A 21375-nucleotide genomic window follows, 5' to 3' on the forward strand; every position below is an offset into this window, starting at 1 on the left:
TAATAGAGAGCAGATATTCCATGCATGCAGCAAGCGACACCACCAGCACCTTGAACGCCGTTCCGATTAACGCGGCCCCGACCCGCAGCCAGCGCCTGAAAGCCGACACCATGGCCACCCACGAATTGCTGGACCAGCGCATCATGGCCAGCGTGCCGTTTTCCAGCCGCGACAATTACGCGCGCTTCCTGCAGGCGCAGTACGCGTTCCTGCGCGACGTCGACGCGCTGTACGACAACGCGCAGCTGGCCGCCCTGCTGCCGGACCTGGAACAGCGCCGCCGCTACGCCAGCATCGCGGCCGACCTGCGCGACCTGGGCACCGCCCTGCCGGCCGATGCGGCCACGCCGCCGTTCGACGCGCAGCTGGACCTGGCCACGGCGCTGGGCTGGCTGTACGTGAGCGAAGGCTCGAAGCTGGGCGCGGCCATCCTGTATAAACTGGCCGGCAAGATCGGCCTCGATGAACACCACGGCGCGCGCCACCTGGCCGGCCACCCGGACGGGCGCGCGCGCCACTGGCGCGAGTTTACGTCGGTGCTCGATACGGCCGCCCTCGATGACGCCGGCGAAGCGCGCGTGATCGACGGCGCGCGCGCCGCCTTTTTGCGCATGCACGGCCACGTGGAGGCTTGCGCCTGATGGAGGAACCAGTGACCCGGGCAAGCGCGGAAGCGCACACGGCACGGCTGCGCCGCTGGGCCTGGACGGCGGCCGGCATGCTGATGGTGGCACTGGGCGTGATCGGCGCCCTGCTGCCCGTCATGCCGACGACGATCTTCCTGATCCTGGCGCTGGCCTGCTTCAGCCGTGCCTCGCCGCGCCTGGAACACTGGCTGCTGCACCATCCGCGCTTTGGCGCGCCGCTGCGCCAGTGGCGCGAACACCGCGCCGTGTCGCGGCGCGGCAAGATCCTCGCTTGCCTGGGCATGGCCATCGGCTTTGTCGCCATGTGCCTCGGCCATCCGCCGTGGTGGGTCATCGTCCTCGTGGCAACGCTGGAAATCGCCGTCATCCTCTATCTGCTGCGCCGCCCGGAGGGGCGGGCGCCGGCGCCAGAAAAGACGCCGCCGCCGGACTGGCACAAGCCGCTGACCATCGCCACGGTCTTCGCCATGCATGGCGCCCTGCTGGGATGGGCCGTGTACCACCGCGCGCCAGCGGCGCCCGTGCTGGCCATCGCGCCCGACTCCACCCAGCCGGCCATGCTGCTGTTCCTGCCTGCCGCCGCCCCGCCCCGCCCTTTGGAGCAGAATCTTGCTGAACAGGTCAGCGCGGCCGCCGCGCCATCGCGCGCCATTGCCAAAAAGGCAGCGCCGGCAATCAAACAATTCGTGCTGCCGCAGCCGGATGCCGCGCCCATGCCGCCGCAAGCCGAGGCCATCGCGGCCGTCGCCGACGTGCGTCCTGCCCCCGTGACACCGGCACCGGCGGCCACGGCGTCCGTCGCGGCGGCGCCGCCCTCGCCTGCCCTGCCGCCCGCGCCACAGGAGCTGCGCAGCGGCGTATCGAGCTGGGAAGGCAAGGTTTTGGCGCGCATGGAGCGCTTCCGCCGCTATCCGACGGCGTCGCGCGCGAAGCAGGAACAGGGCGTGGTGTATCTGCGCTGCCGCATCGACCGCGATGGCCAGGTGCTGGCAGCCGCCATCGAGCGCAGTTCCGGTTCCCCGGCGCTGGATCAGGCCGCGCTCGACACTTTGCAACGGGCGGCGCCACTGCCGCGCATTCCCAAGGAACGGCCGGACCCGCTGGAATTATCGATTCCCGTCGAATTTTCCATCGGCTGAACACGAAAAAACCGCGTTTACTCTCGCCAAACACCCATATAGACATTATTTGCATATTCAAAGCAAGATTCTGTCGTAGGAGTAATAACACGATCGGAGGTATACTACGCAACCGACGTAGCAGGCTGGGCGATTTGGCCCCTGCAAACAAGCCTGTCACGGTCCAATAAAAAAGGAAACACTGCATGACCACACCACACCGTACGCCGGTGATTCGCATCGATGGCGCGAACAAGACCTTCGCGCTGCCCAAGGGCGAACAATTCCACGCGGTCAAATCGGTCACGCTGGAAGTCTATCCCGGTGATATTTTCGGCCTGATCGGCAAGAGCGGCGCCGGCAAATCGACCTTGCTGCGCCTGATTAACCTGCTCGAGCGCCCCGACAGCGGCACCATTACCGTGGCCGGACGCGAACTGACGCGCCTGGGCAAGAGCGAACTGCGCGACGCGCGCCAGAACATCGGCATGATTTTCCAGCAATTCAATCTGCTGCAAAACGCCAGCGTCTTCGACAACGTCGCCTTCCCCCTGAAAATCCATGGCACGACCAAGCGCGAGCAGATCGCCGCCCGCGTGGAGGAATGCCTGGCGCTCGTCGGCCTGTCCGACAAGCTGCACAGCTATCCGGCGCAACTGTCCGGCGGGCAGAAGCAGCGCGTGGCGATCGCCCGCGCCCTGGCCAGCCACCCGGACGTGCTGCTGTGCGACGAGCCGACGTCCGCGCTGGACGCGGAAACGACGCGCGCCCTGCTCGACACCTTGCGCGACATCAATGCGCGCCTCGGCGTGACCATCGTCATCGTCAGCCATGAGCTGTCGGTGCTCGGTGCCATCTGCAACCGGGTCGCCGTCGTGGAAAACGGCGCCATCGCCGAACAATTTGACCTGAGCGACACAGCCACCCCGCGCAAGACGGCGCTGGGACGCGAGCTGGCTTACTACGGCACCGAGGCGTTTGAAGCCACCGCATGGAAGGATGCAACACATGTTTGAAGAATCGATCAATAACGTCATCAACCTGCTGCCGGAAATCTGGGTGGCGCTGGGCCAGACCATGACCATGCTGGGCATCGGCTTGACGGCCGCCATCCTGATCGGCGGCCCGCTGGGCATTTTGCTGTTCCTCGTCTCGGAAGGCCAGTCGCTGGAAAACCGTCCGCTGTCGACGATCCTCGGCTGGCTGGTGAATACCGTGCGCAGCTTCCCCTTCATCATCCTGCTGGTCGCCCTGACGCCGTTTACGCGCATCATCGCCGGCACCTCGATCGGCCCGCTGGCCGCCAGCGTGCCGCTGTCGTTCGCCGCCATTCCCTACCTGGCGCGCCTGGTGGAACAGAACCTGCGCGAAGTGCCGCGCGGCGTGATCGAGGCGGCGCACGCCATGGGCGCCTCGGAAATGCAGATCATCTTCCGCGTGCTGCTGGTGGAAGCGCGCTCCGGCCTGGTGCTGGCCCTGACCGTGCTGTCGATCAGCTTCCTGTCGTATTCGGCCGTGGCCGGCGTGGTGGGCGGCGGCGGTATCGGCGACCTGGCCATCCGCTACGGCTACTACCGCTTCGAGACGGACATCATGGTCGCCACCGTCGCCATCCTGATCGTGCTGGTGCAAACCATCCAGTTCGCCGGCACGCGCATCGCCAAGCGCCTCGACAAACGTTAATTCATATTCAGAAACAAGGACCTACATGAACCACATTCGCCGCACCCTGCTGCTGGCCGCCGCCAGCCTGACCCTCGCCACCGCCGCCCACGCCAAGGACCCGAAGGAAATCGTCATCGGCACCAGCTCCGGCCCGTATTCGGACCAGCTGAAGCTGGGCATCAAGCCCATCCTGGAAAAACAGGGCTACAAGGTCAAGATCGTCGAATTCAACGACTACGTGCAGCCGAACTACGCGCTGGCCGAAGGTTCGCTGGACGCCAACGTGTTCCAGCACATCGTCTACCTGACCAAGTTCGCCACCGATAACAAGCTGCCATTGAGCGCATTGATCACCGTGCCGACCATGCCGATCGGCCTGTACGGCGGCAAGCAGAAAACCCTGGCGGAAGTCAAGAACGGTGCCACCATCACCATGCCGAACGACCCGACCAACCAGGCGCGCGCGCTGGTGATGCTGGCCAAGATGGGCTGGATCAAGCTGAAACCGAACGTCGATCCGCTGCGCGCGTCCGAGCGCGACGTGCTGGAAAATCCAAAAAAACTGAAACTGGTGCCGCTGGAAGCGGCGCAGCTGCCACGTTCGCTGGCGGACGCCGACTACGCCTTTGTGAACGGTAACTTCGCGCTGGCCGCCGGCATGAAGCTGACGTCGGCCCTTAGCGTGGAAAAGATCTCGGACAGCTACATCAACCTGGTCGCCATCCGCACGGCCGACAAGGCCAAGCCATGGGTGAAGGACCTGGAAGCGGCCTACCGCTCGCGCGCCTTCCTCGACGCGACGAACAAATACCTGGCCGGCTACGAAAAGACGGACTACCAGCTGGCGCTGGAAAAGACGCTGAAAAAATAAACGGCGTGCACCAAACGTAAAAAGGACGGCCAAGGCCGTCCTTTTTTATTGTCCGCGCCGTGCGGACGCTGTCATGCCATGCTTAGAAGCGGTAGCCGACGCCTACGCCGATCAGGACAGGGTCGATCTTGACTTCGCTGGCCTTGGCCGCACCGACGAAGACGTCGCTGCGGATCTGTACTTTCTTGATGTCGAAGTTCAAGGACCAGTTTTTATCCAGTTTGTAATCGACACCGGCTTGCAGCGAGAAGCCCCAGCTGTCGTGTTCCAGGCGGCCGGCGCCGTCCAGCAGTTTCACGCTCGAAATATTCGTGTAGTTCACGCCTGCACCCACATATGGGCTGAACTGTTTTTCCGGCATGAAGTGGTATTGCAGCGACAGGGTCGGCGGCAGATGCTTGAACGTGCCGATATCTTTGCCCCCCAGGGTGACGTCATGCTTTTGCGGATACGTCAGAATCAGCTCGGCAGCGATATTGGGGGTAAAGAAATACGAAATATCGATTTCAGGAATCGTCTTGCTGCTGACGTGTATCGTGTCCGATGCGCCAGCGCCCAAGACCGGCGTGGATTTATTGGCCGGATCGATATGCACGGCACGCGCACGCACCAGCCATGGGCTTTCCTGCGCCATTGCATTGCCGGCGAATGCGCCGATGGCGGCCAAAACGATTGCTGCTGCAGTTGCGGACTTCTTCATTCTAGTTCCCTCTTTTTGTCGTTAAGTAACGCTGCGAAGTCTAAGAGTGCAGTGCAACAAAAACTTTGATCCACATCAAATAGTGCTAGATGGCATCAAAAGAGGGATTTTTTTCTTTGCCCAGGTCAAGAAAATGCGGCATTGCAAAATCAAGCCGCCTCGGCAAACAGGCCGGCGACCCAGTCGGCAAACACGCGCACGCGCGGCGACAATTGCCGGTGATGGGGATACAGCACGGAGACGGGCAAGGGGTCGGGCCGCAGGTGCGCCAGTACTTCCACCAGTTCGCCGGCCGCCAGCGCCCGCTCCAGGTGGTAGCGGGGCGCCTGGATCAGGCCCAGGCCCGCGCGGCAGCAGGCATGATACGCGTCCGCGTTATTGACGGACACGGTGCCCGGCAAGGCCACGCTGTGGCGCTGGCCGTCCACCTTGAAATCGAAGGGCCAGACCTTGCCCGTCCGGGCGGAAAAGAAATTCACGGCGCGGTGGCCCGCCAGCTGCGCCAGATTCTCGGGCGTGCCGTGCGCGGCCAGGTAGGCGGGGCTGGCGCACGTCATTTGCTCCAGCAGCGCGACGCGGCGCGCCACCATGGACGAGTCGCCGGGCTCTCCCACGCGCAGCACGCAATCGACGCCTTCGCGCACCAGGTCGACGAGGCGGTCGCCCATGCCGATTTCCAGTTCGATCAAGGGATAGCGGGCGCAGAACCGGTCCAGCACGGGCATGACGAAATGCATGGCCAGGGTCGCGTGCAGGTCGATGCGCAGCTTGCCGGCCGGCTGCTGCGCCGCCGAACTGAACACGGCTTCCGTTTCTTCCAGGTCGGCCAGCAGGCGCGCGCAGCGCTGGTAATACGCCTCGCCATCGGGCGTGGGCGTCACTTGCCGCGTGGTTCGCTGCAGCAGGCGCACGCGCAGCCGCGCTTCGAGCTGCTTGATCGCATGCGTGACGGTCGCCTTCGGGTAGCCAAGGTCATGCGCCGCCTGCGTGAAACTGCGCAGCTCGACGATGCGCGTAAAGATGCGCATCGCATCGAATCGATCCATGGCTCCTCCATTGTTATTGTCTGTTGCACAGTGTAGCGATGCGGGCGCCATTTTTCCATCGTTAACGACAACGCGGGCAGAAGTTGTCCGCCACGCAATCGCCACTTGCGCCGATGTCACTGGATTGCCGCCGGCCCGCGCAGCATACTATCTTCTGCACGCACATGAGAATGGTAATGATTATCATTTGCGATATAATGCAGGTTCACGCTTAAGCGCTCGCTCAGGCGATAATAAAAGGAATGGGAGACATGGATATATTGAGGGAACTGCGTGAATCGGGCTTGAAAGTGACCATCCCCCGCTTGCGGATTCTGCAGCTGTTTCAAGAAGGCGGCATCAAGCACCTGAGTGCGGACGACGTGTATAAACTCTTGCTGGCTGAAAAGATCGATGTGGGCCTGGCCACCATCTACCGTGTGCTGATGCAGTTTGCCGAAGCGGGCATTCTGTTTCGCCGGCACTTCGAATCGGGCCACGCCGTCTTCGAGCTGAACGAAGGCCAGCACCACGACCACCTGGTCTGCACGGGCTGCGGCAAGGTCGATGAATTCGTCGATGAAGGCATCGAACTGCGCCAGAACGAGATCGCCGCCGAGCGGGGTTTCGTGCTGCACGAGCACGCGCTGTCGCTGTACGGCACCTGCGCCGAGTGCACGGCGAAGAAAATCCCGCCGCGCCGGGCCTGAAGGTGCCTGGGCCGCCTGGGCGCTGCTGCCTTGCGGTAAGATTCGCTCACGCTTGAGAAAGGATCACCCATGTATATCGGAGAAATCGCCCGCCTGGCGGGCACCTCGCCCAAGGCCCTGCGCCACTATGAGGCGCTGGGCTTGCTGGGCGACGTGCGCCGCTCCGGCGCCTACCGCGTCTACACGCAGCAGGACCTGGCGCAAGTCAAACTGATACGCCAGGCGCAGGCGCTGGGCTTCCGCCTGGCCGAACTGCTGCCCCTGCTGGCCGGCGACGAGACCGACTGGGCCGCCCTGTCGCAGCACATCAGCGCCAAGCGCGCGCAAGTGCGGCAGGATATCGCCCGCCTGCGCCAGCTCGATGCGCAATTGGCCGACATCGACGCGGAAATCCGCGACTGCCTGGCGCGCCAGCACCTTCAAGCGGCCGCTTGACTCTGCCACTAAGGGCAGGCTTTAGCATGCAAGCTCTTCTTTAACGGAAAGCCTGCAGCATGAGCAAAATTACACCGAAGCGCATTTTAATTCTCCTCGGCCATCCGTCCAGCGACAGCTTTTGCGCCGCCCTGGCCGAGGCCTACGCCGCCACCGCCCGCAGCGCGGGCCACAGCGTGCGCGAGCTGCGCCTGGGCCAGCTGGACTTCGACCAGAACCTGCATGAAGGCTACCGCCAGGTGCAGCCGCTGGAGCCGGACTTGCTGGCCGCGCAGGAAGCCATCAGCTGGGCAGAACACCTGGTGTTCGCCTACCCGATCTGGTGGGGCGGCGCGCCGGCCCTGCTGAAAGGTTTCGTCGACCGCATCTTCCTGCCCGGCTTTGCCTTCAAATATCGCCCCGGCAAGGCTTTCCCGGCGCAACTGCTGAAGGGCCGCACGGCGCAGCTGCTGGTGGCGATGGATACGCCGCCCTGGTATTTCCGCTGGGTCTACCACATGCCCGGCATCCACCAGCTGCGCAAGACGACCCTGGAATTTTGCGGCGTCAAGCCCGTCAAGGTGGCCAGTTTCGGCCCCATGATCGATTCCACCGAAGCGCAGCGCACGCGCTGGCTGGAACACGCGCAGGCGCTGGCGCGGCGCCTGTAGGTCCGGCAATGGATTGCCATGCAGCCATCTTGCATACGGTTTTGACAAGCCGGTAATCAAGCCGTCATATTCAGCGGCTACCATGATGGTATTGCCTGTTTGTCAGTCGCCTTGCTCTCGCGACAACAAGGGTCCGATCGTCATGTAAAGGTAGCCGCTGTGGAGTTCAACGCTTCTCGATTGCATCTTCCCCGTTATCGCACGTCCGTGGCGTCTGACCTGTGCATTCCCACGGAATCCGTGCAGGCCGACGCCAGCAATTTCGCCGTGCTGGAACTGTTTACGGAGCGGCGCGACATGATGAGCTTGCCCGTCACGGAACAGCAAAAGCCCATCGGCTTGATCAGCCGCAATATCTTCATGTCGCAGATGTCCAAGCCCTTCTATCACGAGGTGTACGGCAAGAAGAGCTGCATCGCCTTCATGGACAAGGAACCGCTGATCGTCGACGGCGCCATGAGCATCGAAGACCTCACCTTCCGCGCCGTGGAAGCGGGCGAGAAGGCGCTGGCCGACGGCTTCATCATCACCGAGGACGGCGCGCTGGCCGGCGTGGGCTTCGGCTTGCAGCTGATGAACGTGGTCGCCACCATGCAGGCGGAAAAGAACCGGCAAATCATGCACAGCATCGATTACGCCAGCGTCATCCAGCGCGCGCTGCTGCGCACCTCCGATGCGGAACTGCGCGCCACCCTGCCCGACGCGCACCTGGAATGGCAGCCGCGCGACGTCGTCGGCGGCGATTTCTACTTTTTCGAGCGCCATGAAGGGGGCTGGTTCGCCGCCATCGCCGACTGCACGGGGCACGGCGTGCCGGGCGCCTTCATGACCCTGATCGCCTCGTCGGCCCTGAGCCAGGCCCTGCGCGAGCGGGGGCCGCGCGATCCGGCCGCCCTGATCGGCGCCGTCAGCCGCGCCATCAAGACCTTGCTGGGGCAGGATGGCGCCAGCAGCGGCCACGCCGGCCATGCCGGCTCGAACGACGGCATGGATTGCGCCTTCCTCGCCTACGACACGGCCAGCGCCAGCCTGCGTTTCGCGGGGGCGAAACTGGCGCTGTACGTGGTGGCGCCCGGCGAAGAGGCCGTGCGCGCCATCGATGGCGCGCGCATGGGCGTGGGCTACGTCGACACGCCGGCCGGCTACTGCTGGCACAACGAGACGCCCGACATTCCCGCCGGCAGCCTGCTGTTCCTCACCACCGACGGCTTGCTCGACCAGATCGGCGGCGCGCGCGACATCGCCTACGGCAAGCGGCGCATGCGCGAGCAGCTGCTGGCGCGGCGCGACGCTCCCGCCGGCGACGTGGCGGCCGCGCTGCTGCGGGACAGCGCGGCATGGCAGGGAAAGCAGCCGCGCCGCGACGACCTGACCTTTTTCTGTTTTCGCCTGTAGTCGGGCGCCATCGAGCCACCTTATCAACAAGAAACCGGGTCACCGGCTAGCCAGGAGCACGCACGTGCTGTACGAAGAATTCAACGAGTTTTGGGACGTGGCGCGCAAGCGCAACATCATCTTTTTTTACGTGGGCTATTTCTCGCAGCACGTGGTCAGCGCCATTTCCGAGACCATCAAGGCGCGCCTCGATACGGCCGGCGCGGCCGGGCCCACGCGGCGGCGCATTTTTTCCTCGTTCATTGAGATGTCGCAAAACATCATGCATTATTCGGCCGACAGCCTGACGCCCGATGCGCAGCTGGACCAGCAGATGCGGCGCGGCTCGTTCTGCATCGGCACGCGCGGCGACAGCTTTTTTCTGCTGTGCGCCAACCCCGTCTCGACGGACAACGTGGCGCAGATCCGCGCCCGCCTGGAACCGCTGCACACCATGACGATGGACGAAATCCGCCTCGCCTACAAGAAGGCCCTGCGCGAGGAAGCACCGTCCGACAGCAAGGGCGCGGGCCTGGGGTTCCTTACCATGGCACGCGACGCCAGCGAACCGCTGGAATTCGAATTCGTCCAGGATCCACAGGAGCCTGGCCACACCATCTTCTGCATCAAAGCCATCATTTGAAAGAGCCGACTCAGGAAAGCATATGCAATTACCGTCACCACTGTTCATCGCCGCGACCCCGAGTTCGCCCGAAATCGACTTCCGTTTCGAGCAGCACACCCTGTCGATCAAGGGCGAGTCGTACCCGGAAAACGCGGCTGCCTTCTATGGCCCGCTGATCGCCGCGGTGCGCGCCTACCTGGCTGGCTGCAACGAAGCGGCCATCACCGTCAACGTCTCGCTGGCCTACTTCAACAGCTCCAGCACGAAGATGCTGTTTACCCTGTTCGACACCCTGAACCAGGCGGCCGCGGACGGCAACCAGGTGCGCCTGAACTGGTATCACGACGAGGATGACGACACCATCCTGGAATTCGGCCAGGAGCTGCAGCAGGACTTTACGGCGCTCGACTTCCACGACCATCCCGTGCAGGGCAGCTAGGACATGCACGCCGCCCTCTCCGAGTCCGGACTGGAACCCGACCTGTTCACCGTGGAAGCGGCCGCGCTGGCTGCCGCGCGCCGCATGCACGCCGACCTTCACGCCAGCGGCGAGGCGCAGCGCCGCGTGCTCGGTGAGCTGATCGTTCACTACGAGCGGCTGATGCGCGAAACGCGCCGGCTGATCGGCCGCAGCGACCGCGCCGAGCGCGACATGCATCTGCTGAACCGGCAGTTGCAGACGCTGGCCGGCCAGCTCGAATACCGCGCCACGCACGATCCGCTGACGGGCGCCCTGAACCGCGGCGCCGTGATCGACCACGCCTCGCGCTGTCTGGCGCAGGGCGACATGGCCCTGATCGTGCTCGACATCGACCTGTTCAAGCAAGTCAACGACGACTTCGGCCACCCGGCCGGCGACGGCGTGATCCAGGCCGTGGTCGACTGTTTAAAAGGGTTGTTGGGACAGGAAACGGCCATCGGCCGGGTCGGCGGCGAAGAGTTTTCCGTGGTCTGGCCCACCTCCTCGCGCGACGACGCGGCGCAAGTGGCGCAGCGCATCTGCGAGACGGTCGGCCGCCAGCGCCACGCGGCGCCCATCACGCGCGCCATCACCGTCAGCGTGGGCCTGAGCTGGAACCGCGCCGGCACGGCCTTCGAGACGGCCTACAGCCATGCCGACCAGGCCCTGTACCAGGCCAAGCGCGAAGGACGCAACTGCGTGCGCCAGTGGCTGGAGAGCTGAATCAGCGCAATGAATCAGCGAATATGCTCGCGCGCCATGCTGCCATCGCGGCGCATGGCGGCTGCCGCGCGCTGCATGGCCGCCACCTGCGCCTCGGGCACCTTGAGGTTGCAGGCCAGGTAAGTCTGCACGCGGTTAAAAGTCAGCAGCGGCACCACCTTGCCCTCCCACTCCTTGCCGACGAAAGGCTTGCTGCCCACCGCCAGGCCGACGGCCCACAGGTCGATGCGCCCCAGCAGCAGCTTTTGCGGATTGAGCCACTCCTGCGTCACGGGCGCCACGTTCATGCCGTGCTGGCGCAGGTAGTCGTCGCGCGCGTCACCCAGCACCGTGCCGATCACCAGGCCGCGCGCATCGGCCAGGGTGCGCAGCGCCAGATGCCGCTCGGCCAGGCCATACAGTATCCATTCCGCTTCATTCAAGGGGCCGATCCAGCGAAACTGCGCTTCGCGCTCTTGCGTGCGCGTGGTGGAAAAGATGCAGGTGTCAGGCTCGCGCAACGCCTGCGCATACGCGCGTTTCCACGGCAGCAGTTCCATCGTATAGCCGATGCCGGCGCGCGCCATGATCTCGCGCACCTTCAGCGTTTCACGTCCCACGACGACATTGCCTTCCATCATGCTCGATGGCGGCAAATGCTCGCCGACGATGCGCAGGCCGGCCGCCACGGCCAGCACCGGCATCAGCAGCGCCACTGCCAGCAGCCATGCCATGCTTGCTTGTTTCATGCTTGCCTTCTTCTACCACAGGGGATACGCGTCCCTGCCACCTGCAGGATGGTAACATCGGCCCCCACCGGCCATCGCCAAAGGTTGCCAAATAAACCATTATTTTTCCGTAACGTGGCTCAGGGCCAACGCTGGGAACGAACATGCGAGGGGAAAATGGCGAGAAAAATAACTGGCGGAAAACAGTAGGAGTCGAACCTACGGGAGAACGTCTGACGCCCTCCACCGGGTTTGAAGCCCGGCCACATCACCGGATGAGTGTGCTTTCCGCGGTGCCAGAGCTAACTGTTGGGCAAGGCGGCGCTGTAGGACCACAATGCTTGCGGGCGCAACAAATGCCCATTGCCAACACGGCGAGTATAACCGACGCGGTCGAAGAACTCCAGAACCTGGATCGCCCGCTTGCGCCCCAGGCCGCTCGCGTCGCGGAATACGGCCGCGCTGACGGCGCCGGAACCGGACGCCAGCGCCCCTTCCTCTTCGGCTTTTTGCGCCAGGTCCCGCACCAGCTGCGCCAACCCGGCCAGCGCGGCCGGGTGATAAAACAGGTCGTGCACCACCTGGCTGATCTGGCCCGCTTTCGCCAGTTTACGCAGCAGCCTGCGCGTCTCGTCCTCGGCCAGGCCGAAGTCGCGTGCCAGGTCGCGCGTCCAGGGCGGATCGAAGCGCCCCTGTTCCAGCGCCGCCAGCAGCGGCTCGGCCACCGCCTGTTCCTGCGGCGTCAGTTCCACGCTGTGCGTCGGCAGATGCAGGCTGGCGCCGCGCGCCTGCACGCTGCCTTGCGCCAGCAAGCCATCGACCAGATGGCTCCACAAGGCGTCTTCCATCTCCGCGTCGACGATGCGCTTCAGGCGCCACAGCTCGGGGCCCGCCTCGTCCGGCGCACGGGCGTGGAACGCTGCCAGGGCCGCCAGCAATCGCTCTTCCAGCGCCAGCAAGGCCGCCGGCGCCAGCAGCAGGGCGTCGTCGCCGCGCAGGGCGATGCGCCGCGTCTCGGGCGGCAAGGTGATGGCTGCCGCCGGCAGCAGCGACAGGCGCACCAGCAGCGACTCGCGCAAGCCCAGCGGGCTTTGCGCCAGCAGGGCGCCGATGTCGCCGTGCGCGACAAACGCCGCCAGCGCATCGAGCCACGCCAGCCTGGCCGGGCTGCGCCGCTTGCGCGCCGGACCGAACGGATCGAGCACCATGCCGCCGCCCACCGTCTGCGTCGCTTGCGCATTGCGCACGACGAAGCGGTCGCCCGGCACGCCGTGCATGGGCGCCTCGAACACCAGCTGTACCCTGCCCGTCTGTCCCGGCGACAGGGTCTCGCCATCGAGCATGACGGCGCGCGCCAGCTGGTGCGCCGCGCCCAGGTGCACGTGCAGCGGCGACCAGGCTTTCAATTGCACGCCGGCGTCGGGCAGCAGGGTCAGTTCCACGTCGAGGCGCTCGGAACACTGCGCCAGCGCGGGCGCGACGATCCAGTTGCCCCGCTCGATGCCTTCGCGGTCGATGCCGGCCAGGTTCAGCGCCAGGCGCTGGCCCGCCATGCCCGTCTCGGCCGCGCGGTTTTGCGCATGGATGCTGCGCACGCGCGCCGGCGCGCCGCCGGGCGCCAGTTGCAGGCTGTCCCCCACCGTGGCCATGCCGGCCAACGCCGTGCCGGTGACGATGGTGCCCTGCCCCGGCAAGGTGAACACGCGGTCCACGCCCAGGCGGAACAAGCGCCGCTCGTCGCGTTGCGGCAGGCTGCGCGCCACCTGCGTCAGGTGCGCCAGCAAGGCGGCCACGCCGGGATCGCTGTCGCGATTGGCGGCCGTCGGAAAGATCGGGCTGCCCGCCAGCGGCATGCCGGCCAGCAGCGCCTCGATGTCCGCTTCCACCTGCGCCACGCGGGCGCTATCGGCGCGGTCGACCTTGGTCAGCGCCACGGCGCCACGCGTCACGCCCAGCAGCCGCAAAATGGCCAGGTGCTCGTGCGTCTGCGGCATGACGCCGTCGTCGGCCGCCACCACGAGCAGGGCGAAGTCGATGCCCGTCACGCCGGACGCCATGGTGCGGATGAATTTTTCGTGTCCCGGCACGTCGATCACGCCCAGCACCGTGCCATCGGCCAGCGGCAGGTAGGCATAGCCGAGTTCTATCGAGATGCCGCGCGCCTGCTCTTCCTTCAAGCGGTCCGTGTGCACGCCCGTCAGCGCGCGCGTGAGGGTCGTCTTGCCATGGTCGATATGGCCTGCGGTGCCGACGATCATGCGGACAACCCGGCCAGCTGCGCAATGAAGGCCGTCTCGTGCGCCGCTTCCAGGCAGCGCAAATCGAGCCACAGCGTGTCCTGGCCGATGCGGCCGATCACGGGGCAAGGCAAGGCGCGCAGGCGCTGCTCCAGCACGCCCAATGGGTTGCTCAGGCGCGCGCCGGGGGCGCTGCGGATGGCCAGGCCAAAGCTGGGCAGCTGGTCGACGGGCAAGGCGCCGCTGCCGATCTGGCTTTTCATGGCTTCAGCCGTGACGGCGTACGATTTTCCCAGCACCTGCTGCAACTGCGGCAGCAATTGCTCGGCCTGCGCGCGCATGGCGGCGGCCGGGCGCGTCAACAGGCGCAAGGTGGTCAAACGGTCGGCCAGCAAGTCGGGCGCGCGGTACAGCTGCAGCACGGGAGCCAATGCGGCCAATGTCAGCTTGCCGACCCTCAGCGCGCGTTTCAATGGGTTGCGCTTGATCCTGGCGATCAGGTCGGCGCGGCCGACGATGACGCCGCACTGCGGACCACCGAGCAATTTGTCGCCGCTGAAGGTCACCAGGTCGGCGCCGGCCGCGATGGTTTCGCGCACCGTCGTTTCATGCGGCAGCCCGTATTGCGCCAGATCAACGAGAGTGCCGCTGCCCAGGTCCACGGCCGTCGGCACGCCATGCTGTGCCGCCAGCGGCACCAGTTCGTCCAGCTCCACGCTTTTCGTGAAACCGGTAATCGCGTAATTGCTGCAATGGACCTTCATCAGCAGGCTTGTGTGCTCGTTGATCCCGTTCGCGTAATCGGCCAGGTGCGTGCGGTTGGTGCTGCCCACCTCGCGCAGCACGGCGCCCGCGCGCGTCATCACGTCGGGGATGCGGAAGGCGCCGCCGATTTCCACCAGTTCCCCGCGCGAGACGACGACCTCTTTGTTCTGTGCCAGAGTGTTCAGCATCAGCAGCACGGCGGCCGCATTGTTGTTGACGATGGTGGCCGCTTCGGCCCCCGTCAGTTCGCGCAGCAGTTCTTCGACCAGGTCGTCGCGGTCGCCCCGCTTGCCCGTTTCCAGGTCAAATTCCAGGTTCATCGGCCACTGCAGCGCTTCCACCACCGCTTGCACGGCGGCGTCGGGCAGCAGCGCGCGTCCCAGATTCGTGTGCAGCACGGTGCCCGTCAGGTTGAACACGGCGCGCAGCTGCGGGCGCGACTGCGCCTGCAGGCGTTCGCCCATTTGCGCGGCGATGGCGGCAATCGATGCGCCCTCCTCGCCGAAGTTACCAAAACCCGCCCCGGCCAGCATGGCCGTGCGCAATTCGGCCAGCACGGCGCGCGCGCAGTCCAGGGTCTGCACGCGGCCGTATTCGGCGATCAGGGCCAGGCAATCCCCGTCGCCCAGGATGCGGTCCACCGACGGCAGGCGCACGGTCTGCTCTGTCTTCATCAGGCTGCGCCCTGGGGTTCGCTCTTCCCCAGCCACAGCAGCGGATTGCCGCTGGCGCGCTGGTAGCCCGCTTCGCCCACCAGCAGGTCGAGCATCAGGCTGGCCAGGTCGTCGGCCAGCGGCTCGACGTTGTAATCGTGTTCCTGGTTGAAGACTTTTCGATAGGTATGGCAATCGTCGCAGGTTTCCGCGCGCGCCACCTTCTTTGGATCGTTGGCCTTGTTCGGCAATTTCTCGTCCTTCGCCGTCACCGGGTCGAACGGCGCGGCATCGGCCGCATCGAGGCCCTGGTAGGCGATCTTGCCATTCTGTTCGCAGGTCGAACATTTTACGCGCACCATGTGCCATTCGCTTTCGCAAATGCCGCAGTGCAGGTAGCGGTAGCCCTGCGACTGGCCGCCGATGCGGATCACGCTGGCGACGGGGTGCGAACCGCAGACGGGACACAGGGTGCCCGTTTCCAGGTCCGGCACGCGCGCGGCGCGCAATGCGCTGGCCGATACCGACCACAGGATCTGCAGCGCGGCCGCGACGAACGGCGCATGCATGGGATTGAGGTTGTCGCCGTTTTCATCGAGCACGGCATCGGCGCAGGCGTCCAGCGCGGCCGCGTCGAGCGCGCGCAGCTGGGCCAGCACTTGCGTCAGGCCGCCGGACAGGGCCGGCTGGCGTGCTGCCGTGGCGGCCAGTTCATCGAGCAGGCTGGCAAAGATGTCGCGCCAGACGGGCGGACGGGCGCCGTTGACGGGCAGCACGGGCATGCGGTGCTGGACCGCGCGGCGCAGCGCGTCGGGATCGGCGGCCGGCACGGCGCCGGGCGCCAGTTTGGCTACCACGGCGGCCTGCGCATCGGCCAGCGCGGCCATCAGCACCAGGTAGCCCTGCATGCCCGCGTCGACGGGGATGCCCTTGATATTGCCCTGCGCCAATTCGCGCAAGCGCAAGGCGCGCGCCGTAAACAGGCTGTCAGGCTGCGGCAGCAGAAGGCGCGGAATCGCGTTGTGGTCCAGGCCTTCGATTTCGCCTGGCTGAAGAATGCGTTGTACCAATGGAGTTCCCATCAAGAAAGGGGATGTAAAAGTATTTTAATCGATAAAGAGAAAGGGGCCGATCCTGTGGGACCGGCCCCGGCTCTTGCAGCAGGGTATCGCTTACGGCAGCTTAATCCTTGCTGTTGCGTACCACCGCCTCAAACCACTTCGGATGGTGCTTGCGCGCCCATCCATAGGTGACGGTGCCGCGTACCATGGCGCCGATCGAGCCCTTGACCCACAGGGCCGCGTAGATGTGCACGATGATGGCGCAGATGATAGCAAAAGCACAACCCGCATGCAGCAAGGCGGCAAAGCGCACCACGTCGATGGGGAAATAGAACGCAAAATACGCGCGCCAGATCACGATGCCCGACAGCAGCAGGCCTATCATGCTGACCAGCAACACGAAGAACAGGATCTTCTGGCCGGCATTGTATTTGCCGATCTTCGGAAGCTTTTCCTCGCGGTTGTGCAGCACGTCGTCCATCTGTTTCAGCCACTGCTTGTCGCCATCCTCGAACTTGTTGTGGTGCCAGAAGCGCAGCACCAGGATCGCGAACGAGACGAACATCACCAGGCCGGCAAACGGATGCAAAATGCGCGTCCATTGCCCGCCGCCGAACAGGTTCGCCAGCCACGCCATCGAGGGATGGAACATGGCCAGCCCGGACAGGGCCAGCATGACGAAGGTGATGGCCGTGACCCAGTGATTCGTGCGCTCATTGGGGTTGTAGCGCTCGATCAAGGGATTGCCATCCTTGTCGCGCAGCTTGCCATCGTGAAGTTCACTATGCTTCATGCTGTTCCTCCCGGATGCGCTTGGCCTCTTCCAGCGCCTCGTGCTCTTCGTCCTTGCTCACTTCGTTCGGACCGACACGCGTGTAGTGGAACAGGCCTGCCAGGGCCGTGGCCGCCATGCCGGCGACGGCCAGCGGCTTGGACCAGCCCTTCCAGAAGCCCACCATCGGACTGATGCGCGGGCGTTCCGGCAAGTTCGAATACAGCTTCGGCTTGTCGGCATGGTGCAGCACGTACATCACGTGCGTGCCGCCCACGCCCAGCGGATCGTACAGGCCCGCGTTTTCAAAGCCGCGCGACTTCAGGTCGACGATGCGCTCTTCCGCATGCACCTTCATGTCTTCCTTGGTGCCGAAGACGATGGCGCCCGTCGGGCACGTCTTCACGCAGGCCGGTTCCTGGCCCACGGCGACGCGGTCCGAGCACAAGGTGCACTTGTAGGCGCGGTCGTCCTTCTTCGAGATGCGGGGCACGTCGAAAGGACAGCCGGCCACGCAGTAGCCGCAGCCGATGCAGTTTTCCTGGTGGAAATCCACGATGCCGTTCGTGTATTGCACGATGGCGCCCGGCGCCGGACAGGCCTTCAGGCAGCCCGGGTCCTCGCAGTGCATGCAGCCATCCTTGCGGATCAGCCACTCGAGGTTGCCGTCGTTGTTTTCGTGCTCGGCAAAACGCATCACCGTCCACGATTGCGGCGTCAGGTCCGTCGGATTGTCATAGGTGCCATGGTTTTCGCCGACTTCGTCACGCAAGTCGTTCCATTCCATGCACGCCGTCTGGCAAGCCTTGCAGCCGATGCATTTCGACACATCGATCAGCTTGGCCACGGTGCCCGTCACCGGGCTGCGTGCTTGCGGCGGCGTCACCGTGGTAGCCGACAGGCGCCGGATATCTAAGGATTGCAGTGCCATTATTGAGCTCCCATCATGCTTTTTCCACCTTCACCAGGAAGGACTTGAATTCCGGCGTTTGCGAATTCGCATCCCCCACGCCCGGCGTCAGGGTATTAATCAGATACCCCGGCTTGGCCACGCCCGTAAAGCCCCAGTGCAGCGGCAGACCCACGGTATGCACCGGTTTGCCTTCGATCATCAAGGCCTTGATGCGCTTGGTGACGACGGCCTTGGCGATGATGTGGCCGCGCTTGGAACTGACGCGCACTTCTCCGCCGGCAACGACGCCGATGCTCTTGGCCAGCTCTTCGCCGATTTCGACGAATTGCTGCGGCTGGATGATGGCATTCAGGTGCGCATGCTTGGTCCAGTAATGGAAATGCTCGGTCAAACGGTAGCTGGTGGCCACGTGCGGGTATTCCTCATGCGTGCCGAATTGCTTGCGGTCATCGGCAAACACGCGCGCGGCCGGATTGCTGGTCGCTTGCGGGTTTTTCGGGTGCATGGGGTTATAGCCCAGCGGATTTTCGAACGGCTCGTAATGCTCGGGGAACGGCCCTTCGGCCATGGCCCCGCGCGCAAAGAAGCGCGCCACGCCCTCGCCCAGCATGATGAACGGCCCCATGCCGTTTTCCGGCGGTTCGTCGGCCTTGAAGTCGGGAATATCGGCCCCGCTCCAGTTGGTGCCATTCCATTCGATCAACTTGCGGGTCGGGTCGAAGGCCTTGCCCTTCAGGTCGCACGAGGCGCGGTTGTACAGCACGCGGCGGTTGGCCGGCCACGCCCAGGCCCAGCCCAGGGTCTGGCCGATGCCGGTCGGGTCGCTGTTGTCGCGCCGTCCCATCTGGTTGCCCGCCTGCGTCCAGCTGCCGGCGAAGATCCAGCAACCGCTGGTGGTCGTGCCGTCGTCGCGCAATTGCGCAAACGAAGCGAGCTGCTCGCCCTTTTTCACCAGCAGCTTGGTCGGATCTTTCGGGTCGTACAAGTCGGCCAGCGCCTTGCCGTTGAATTCGCGGGCGATTTCTTCCGGCTGCGGGTTATGCGGCTGCGCATAATTCCACGTCAGGTTGACGATAGGATCGGGGAACTTGCCGCCCTCTTTCTTGTACATGTTGCGCATGCGCAAGAACAGGCCCGACATGATCTCCAGGTCGCTGCGCGCCTGGCCCGGCGGTTCGGCCGCCTGCCAGTGCCACTGCAGCACGCGCGAGGAACTCACCAGCGAACCGCGTTCTTCGGCGAAGCAGCTCGTCGGCAAGCGGAACACTTCCGTCATGATCTTGGTGGGATCGACTTCGTGGTATTGGCCGTGCGCCTTCCAGAATTCGCCCGTTTCCACGGCCAGCGGATCCATGATGACGAGGAACTTCAGCTTCGACAGCGCTTCCGTGACCTTCTGCTTGTTCGGCGCGGACGCCAGCACATTGAAGCCCTGGCAGATATAACCCGTCATCTTGCCTTGGTGCATGTTCTCGATGGCTTGCATCAAGTCATACGGCTTGTCGAGTTTTGGCAGGTAGTCGTAGGCGTAGTTATTTTCCGCCGTGGCGAAATCGCCCCACCACGTCTTCATGAAGCTGACGTGGAATTTGCGGTAATTGCTCCAGTAGCTGAGCTGGTTCGGCCGCAGCGGCTTGGTGGCGCGCGCGGCGATGTAGCCGTCGAAATCCTGCTCCGCTTCATTGGGCAAGGTCATGTAACCTGGCAACAGGTTCGACATCAGGCCCAGGTCGGTCAAGCCCTGGATGTTCGAGTGGCCGCGCAAGGCGTTCATGCCGCCGCCCGCGATACCCATGTTACCCAGCAGCAACTGCACCATGGCGCCCGTGCGGATGGTTTGCGCGCCCGTCGAGTGGTGCGTCCAGCCCAGCGCGTACAGGATGGTGCCGGCGCGTCCCGGCACGGCGGTCGAAGCCAGGGCTTCGGCCACCTTGTGGAACTTGTCGGCCGACACGCCGCACGTACGCTCGACCATCTCGGTCGTGTAGCGCGCGTAGTGCTTCTTCATCATCTGGTAGACGCAGCGCGGGTGTTCCAGGGTCGGGTCGACCTTGGCGTAGCCGTCGTCGCCGATCTCGTAATCCCAGGTGGCCTTGTTGGTGTACTTGCCTTTTTCCTTGTCGAAACCCGAGAACAGGCCGTCCTCGAACGCATAGTCTTCGCGCACGATGAAAGGCATGTCCGTGTAGTTGCGCACGTACTCATGCTGGATCTTGTCGTTCGTCAGCAGATAATTGATGATCGCGCCGAGGAAGACGATGTCCGTGCCGGTACGCGTGGCGCAGTAGTAATCTGCCACGGATGCGGTACGGGTAAAACGCGGATCGACAACGATCAGCTTGGCCTTGTTATGCGCCTTCGCTTCCGTTACCCATTTGAATCCGCAAGGATGTGCTTCTGCTGCATTGCCGCCCATGACCAAAATCACGTCGGCATTCTTGATATCGACCCAATGATTCGTCATCGCGCCACGGCCAAACGTCGGGGCAAGACCTGCCACCGTCGGTCCGTGTCATACACGCGCCTGATTATCAAAGGTCAGCATCCCCATGCTGCGCACTGTCTTGTGGGTCAGATACCCGACCTCGTTGCTGCCGGCGGACGCGGCCAGCATGCCGGTGGAGAGCCAGCGGTTGACGGTCTTGCCGTCGGCATTCTTTTCGATCAGGTTGGCATCGCGGTCATCCTTCATCAGGCGCGCGATCTTGTCGAGCGCCACATCCCAGGAGATCGGTTGCCATTCCGTGCCGCCCGGCGCGCGGTATTCGGGCACTTTCAGGCGGTTCGGGCTGTGGATGAAGTCGACCAGGCTGGCGCCTTTCGGGCACAGGGTGCCGCGGTTGACCGGGTGATCGGCATCGCCTTCCACGTGGATGATGCTGGAGACGGCGTTTTTCGCGCCATCGCCCAGGCCATACAGCAAAACGCCGCAGCCAACGGAACAGTAAGGACAGGTATTGCGGGTCTCGGTCGTGCGAGCCAGCTTGTATTGCCGTACCTCTGCCATCGCCTGCCCCGGCGCAAAACCGAGCAAGGCGAGGCTGGAGCCAGCAATCGTGGCGCCAGTTACCCGAAGGAACTGGCGCCTGGATATCTGAACCATATCAGACCTCTATGATGTGAGTAAATAAAAAGTCATACGGCGTCATGACAGTGTCATATCACTAAGGTATAAGCACCATGCCCGTGCCGTATGACGCGTATTTTACCCCTCAAACCCAGTCAAGGCTCAGTCCGCCGGAAAAAATTACTCGCAGTCAACAT

General features: G+C 64.3%; 21 protein-coding genes and 1 tRNA gene. 12 read left to right on the forward strand and 10 right to left on the reverse strand.

Going from position 1 to position 21375, the window contains the following annotated elements; translation table 11 throughout:
- Positions 1-20: 20 nt before the first annotated feature.
- From AC07X6_RS03290 to AC07X6_RS03310, 5 genes are all read left to right on the forward strand, one after another.
- The gene (locus AC07X6_RS03290; protein ID WP_494790103.1) at positions 21-641 is read left to right on the forward strand and encodes a biliverdin-producing heme oxygenase; all 621 of its coding nucleotides are present in this window, start codon (positions 21-23) and stop codon (positions 639-641) included.
- Between the two features lie 11 nt (positions 642-652).
- Complete coding sequence (locus tag AC07X6_RS03295; protein WP_494790104.1) at positions 653-1786, forward strand: TonB family protein; 1134 nt, start codon at positions 653-655, stop codon at positions 1784-1786.
- Positions 1787-1971: 185 nt separating this feature from the next.
- On the forward strand, positions 1972-2781 hold the full coding sequence (locus AC07X6_RS03300) for a methionine ABC transporter ATP-binding protein (RefSeq protein WP_494790105.1): 810 nt from the start codon (positions 1972-1974) through the stop codon (positions 2779-2781).
- The gene (locus AC07X6_RS03305) at positions 2774-3448 is read left to right on the forward strand and encodes a methionine ABC transporter permease (protein WP_046683994.1); all 675 of its coding nucleotides are present in this window, start codon (positions 2774-2776) and stop codon (positions 3446-3448) included. The genes AC07X6_RS03300 and AC07X6_RS03305 overlap by 8 nt, the downstream gene beginning before the upstream one ends.
- A gap of 25 nt (positions 3449-3473) precedes the next feature.
- A complete protein-coding gene (locus tag AC07X6_RS03310) occupies positions 3474-4301 on the forward strand; it encodes a MetQ/NlpA family ABC transporter substrate-binding protein (RefSeq protein WP_474291989.1) in 828 nt (275 codons plus the stop codon).
- An 82-nt stretch (positions 4302-4383) separates the two neighbouring features.
- On the opposite strand, the gene AC07X6_RS03315 is transcribed toward AC07X6_RS03310, so the two are convergent.
- Together AC07X6_RS03315 and AC07X6_RS03320 are read right to left on the reverse strand one after the other, a co-directional pair.
- Positions 4384-5001 carry an OmpW/AlkL family protein gene (locus tag AC07X6_RS03315; protein ID WP_077406595.1) on the reverse strand — a complete coding sequence of 206 codons (618 nt, stop codon included), beginning with the start codon at positions 4999-5001 and terminating at the stop codon, positions 4384-4386.
- Between the two features lie 149 nt (positions 5002-5150).
- Positions 5151-6047 carry a LysR family transcriptional regulator gene (locus tag AC07X6_RS03320; RefSeq protein WP_230540654.1) on the reverse strand — a complete coding sequence of 299 codons (897 nt, stop codon included), beginning with the start codon at positions 6045-6047 and terminating at the stop codon, positions 5151-5153.
- Between the two features lie 251 nt (positions 6048-6298).
- On the opposite strand from AC07X6_RS03320, the gene fur reads away from it, so the two are divergent.
- From fur to AC07X6_RS03355, 7 genes are all read left to right on the forward strand, one after another.
- Positions 6299-6736 (forward strand): ferric iron uptake transcriptional regulator, encoded by a 438-nt coding sequence (fur, locus tag AC07X6_RS03325; RefSeq protein ID WP_076566678.1) that lies wholly within the window; start codon positions 6299-6301, stop codon positions 6734-6736.
- A 69-nt stretch (positions 6737-6805) separates the two neighbouring features.
- Positions 6806-7171: a MerR family transcriptional regulator gene (locus tag AC07X6_RS03330; protein ID WP_230540653.1), complete on the forward strand. Its 366-nt coding sequence runs from the start codon at positions 6806-6808 to the stop codon at positions 7169-7171.
- Between the two features lie 59 nt (positions 7172-7230).
- The gene (locus AC07X6_RS03335) at positions 7231-7821 is read left to right on the forward strand and encodes an NAD(P)H-dependent oxidoreductase (protein ID WP_494790106.1); all 591 of its coding nucleotides are present in this window, start codon (positions 7231-7233) and stop codon (positions 7819-7821) included.
- Between the two features lie 240 nt (positions 7822-8061).
- Positions 8062-9216: a SpoIIE family protein phosphatase gene (locus AC07X6_RS03340; protein ID WP_494790236.1), complete on the forward strand. Its 1155-nt coding sequence runs from the start codon at positions 8062-8064 to the stop codon at positions 9214-9216.
- A gap of 64 nt (positions 9217-9280) precedes the next feature.
- Positions 9281-9838 carry a SiaB family protein kinase gene (locus tag AC07X6_RS03345; RefSeq protein ID WP_230540651.1) on the forward strand — a complete coding sequence of 186 codons (558 nt, stop codon included), beginning with the start codon at positions 9281-9283 and terminating at the stop codon, positions 9836-9838.
- Between the two features lie 22 nt (positions 9839-9860).
- Positions 9861-10259: a DUF1987 domain-containing protein gene (locus AC07X6_RS03350; RefSeq protein WP_230540650.1), complete on the forward strand. Its 399-nt coding sequence runs from the start codon at positions 9861-9863 to the stop codon at positions 10257-10259.
- Positions 10260-10262: 3 nt separating this feature from the next.
- A complete protein-coding gene (locus tag AC07X6_RS03355) occupies positions 10263-11003 on the forward strand; it encodes a GGDEF domain-containing protein (protein ID WP_230540649.1) in 741 nt (246 codons plus the stop codon).
- Positions 11004-11017: 14 nt separating this feature from the next.
- Here AC07X6_RS03355 and AC07X6_RS03360 read toward each other — a convergent pair whose 3' ends face one another.
- From AC07X6_RS03360 to fdnG, 8 genes are all read right to left on the reverse strand, one after another.
- Positions 11018-11731, reverse strand: coding sequence for a substrate-binding periplasmic protein (locus tag AC07X6_RS03360; protein ID WP_230540648.1), 714 nt, complete (start codon positions 11729-11731; stop codon positions 11018-11020).
- Between the two features lie 173 nt (positions 11732-11904).
- Positions 11905-12000, reverse strand: a tRNA-Sec gene (locus AC07X6_RS03365).
- Between the two features lie 12 nt (positions 12001-12012).
- Entirely contained in the window at positions 12013-13968 is a 1956-nt protein-coding gene (selB, locus tag AC07X6_RS03370) for a selenocysteine-specific translation elongation factor (RefSeq protein WP_494790107.1), read from the reverse strand.
- Entirely contained in the window at positions 13965-15386 is a 1422-nt protein-coding gene (gene selA, locus AC07X6_RS03375; RefSeq protein ID WP_494790108.1) for an L-seryl-tRNA(Sec) selenium transferase, read from the reverse strand. The genes selB and selA overlap by 4 nt, the downstream gene beginning before the upstream one ends.
- The gene (fdhE, locus tag AC07X6_RS03380) at positions 15386-16447 is read right to left on the reverse strand and encodes a formate dehydrogenase accessory protein FdhE (protein ID WP_494790109.1); all 1062 of its coding nucleotides are present in this window, start codon (positions 16445-16447) and stop codon (positions 15386-15388) included. Before fdhE ends, selA begins: the two co-directional genes overlap by 1 nt.
- 100 nt (positions 16448-16547) lie before the next feature.
- Positions 16548-17219, reverse strand: coding sequence for a formate dehydrogenase subunit gamma (locus AC07X6_RS03385; protein WP_494790110.1), 672 nt, complete (start codon positions 17217-17219; stop codon positions 16548-16550).
- Positions 17209-18129: a formate dehydrogenase subunit beta gene (gene fdxH, locus AC07X6_RS03390; protein WP_035820208.1), complete on the reverse strand. Its 921-nt coding sequence runs from the start codon at positions 18127-18129 to the stop codon at positions 17209-17211. Before fdxH ends, AC07X6_RS03385 begins: the two co-directional genes overlap by 11 nt.
- A 13-nt stretch (positions 18130-18142) precedes the next feature.
- Positions 18143-21214 (reverse strand): formate dehydrogenase-N subunit alpha, encoded by a 3072-nt coding sequence (gene fdnG / locus AC07X6_RS03395; protein WP_494790111.1) that lies wholly within the window; start codon positions 21212-21214, stop codon positions 18143-18145.
- Between the last annotated feature and the right edge of the window lie 161 nt (positions 21215-21375).

It is taken from the genome of Janthinobacterium sp. GW460-12-1-14-LB5 (genome assembly GCF_059423585.1).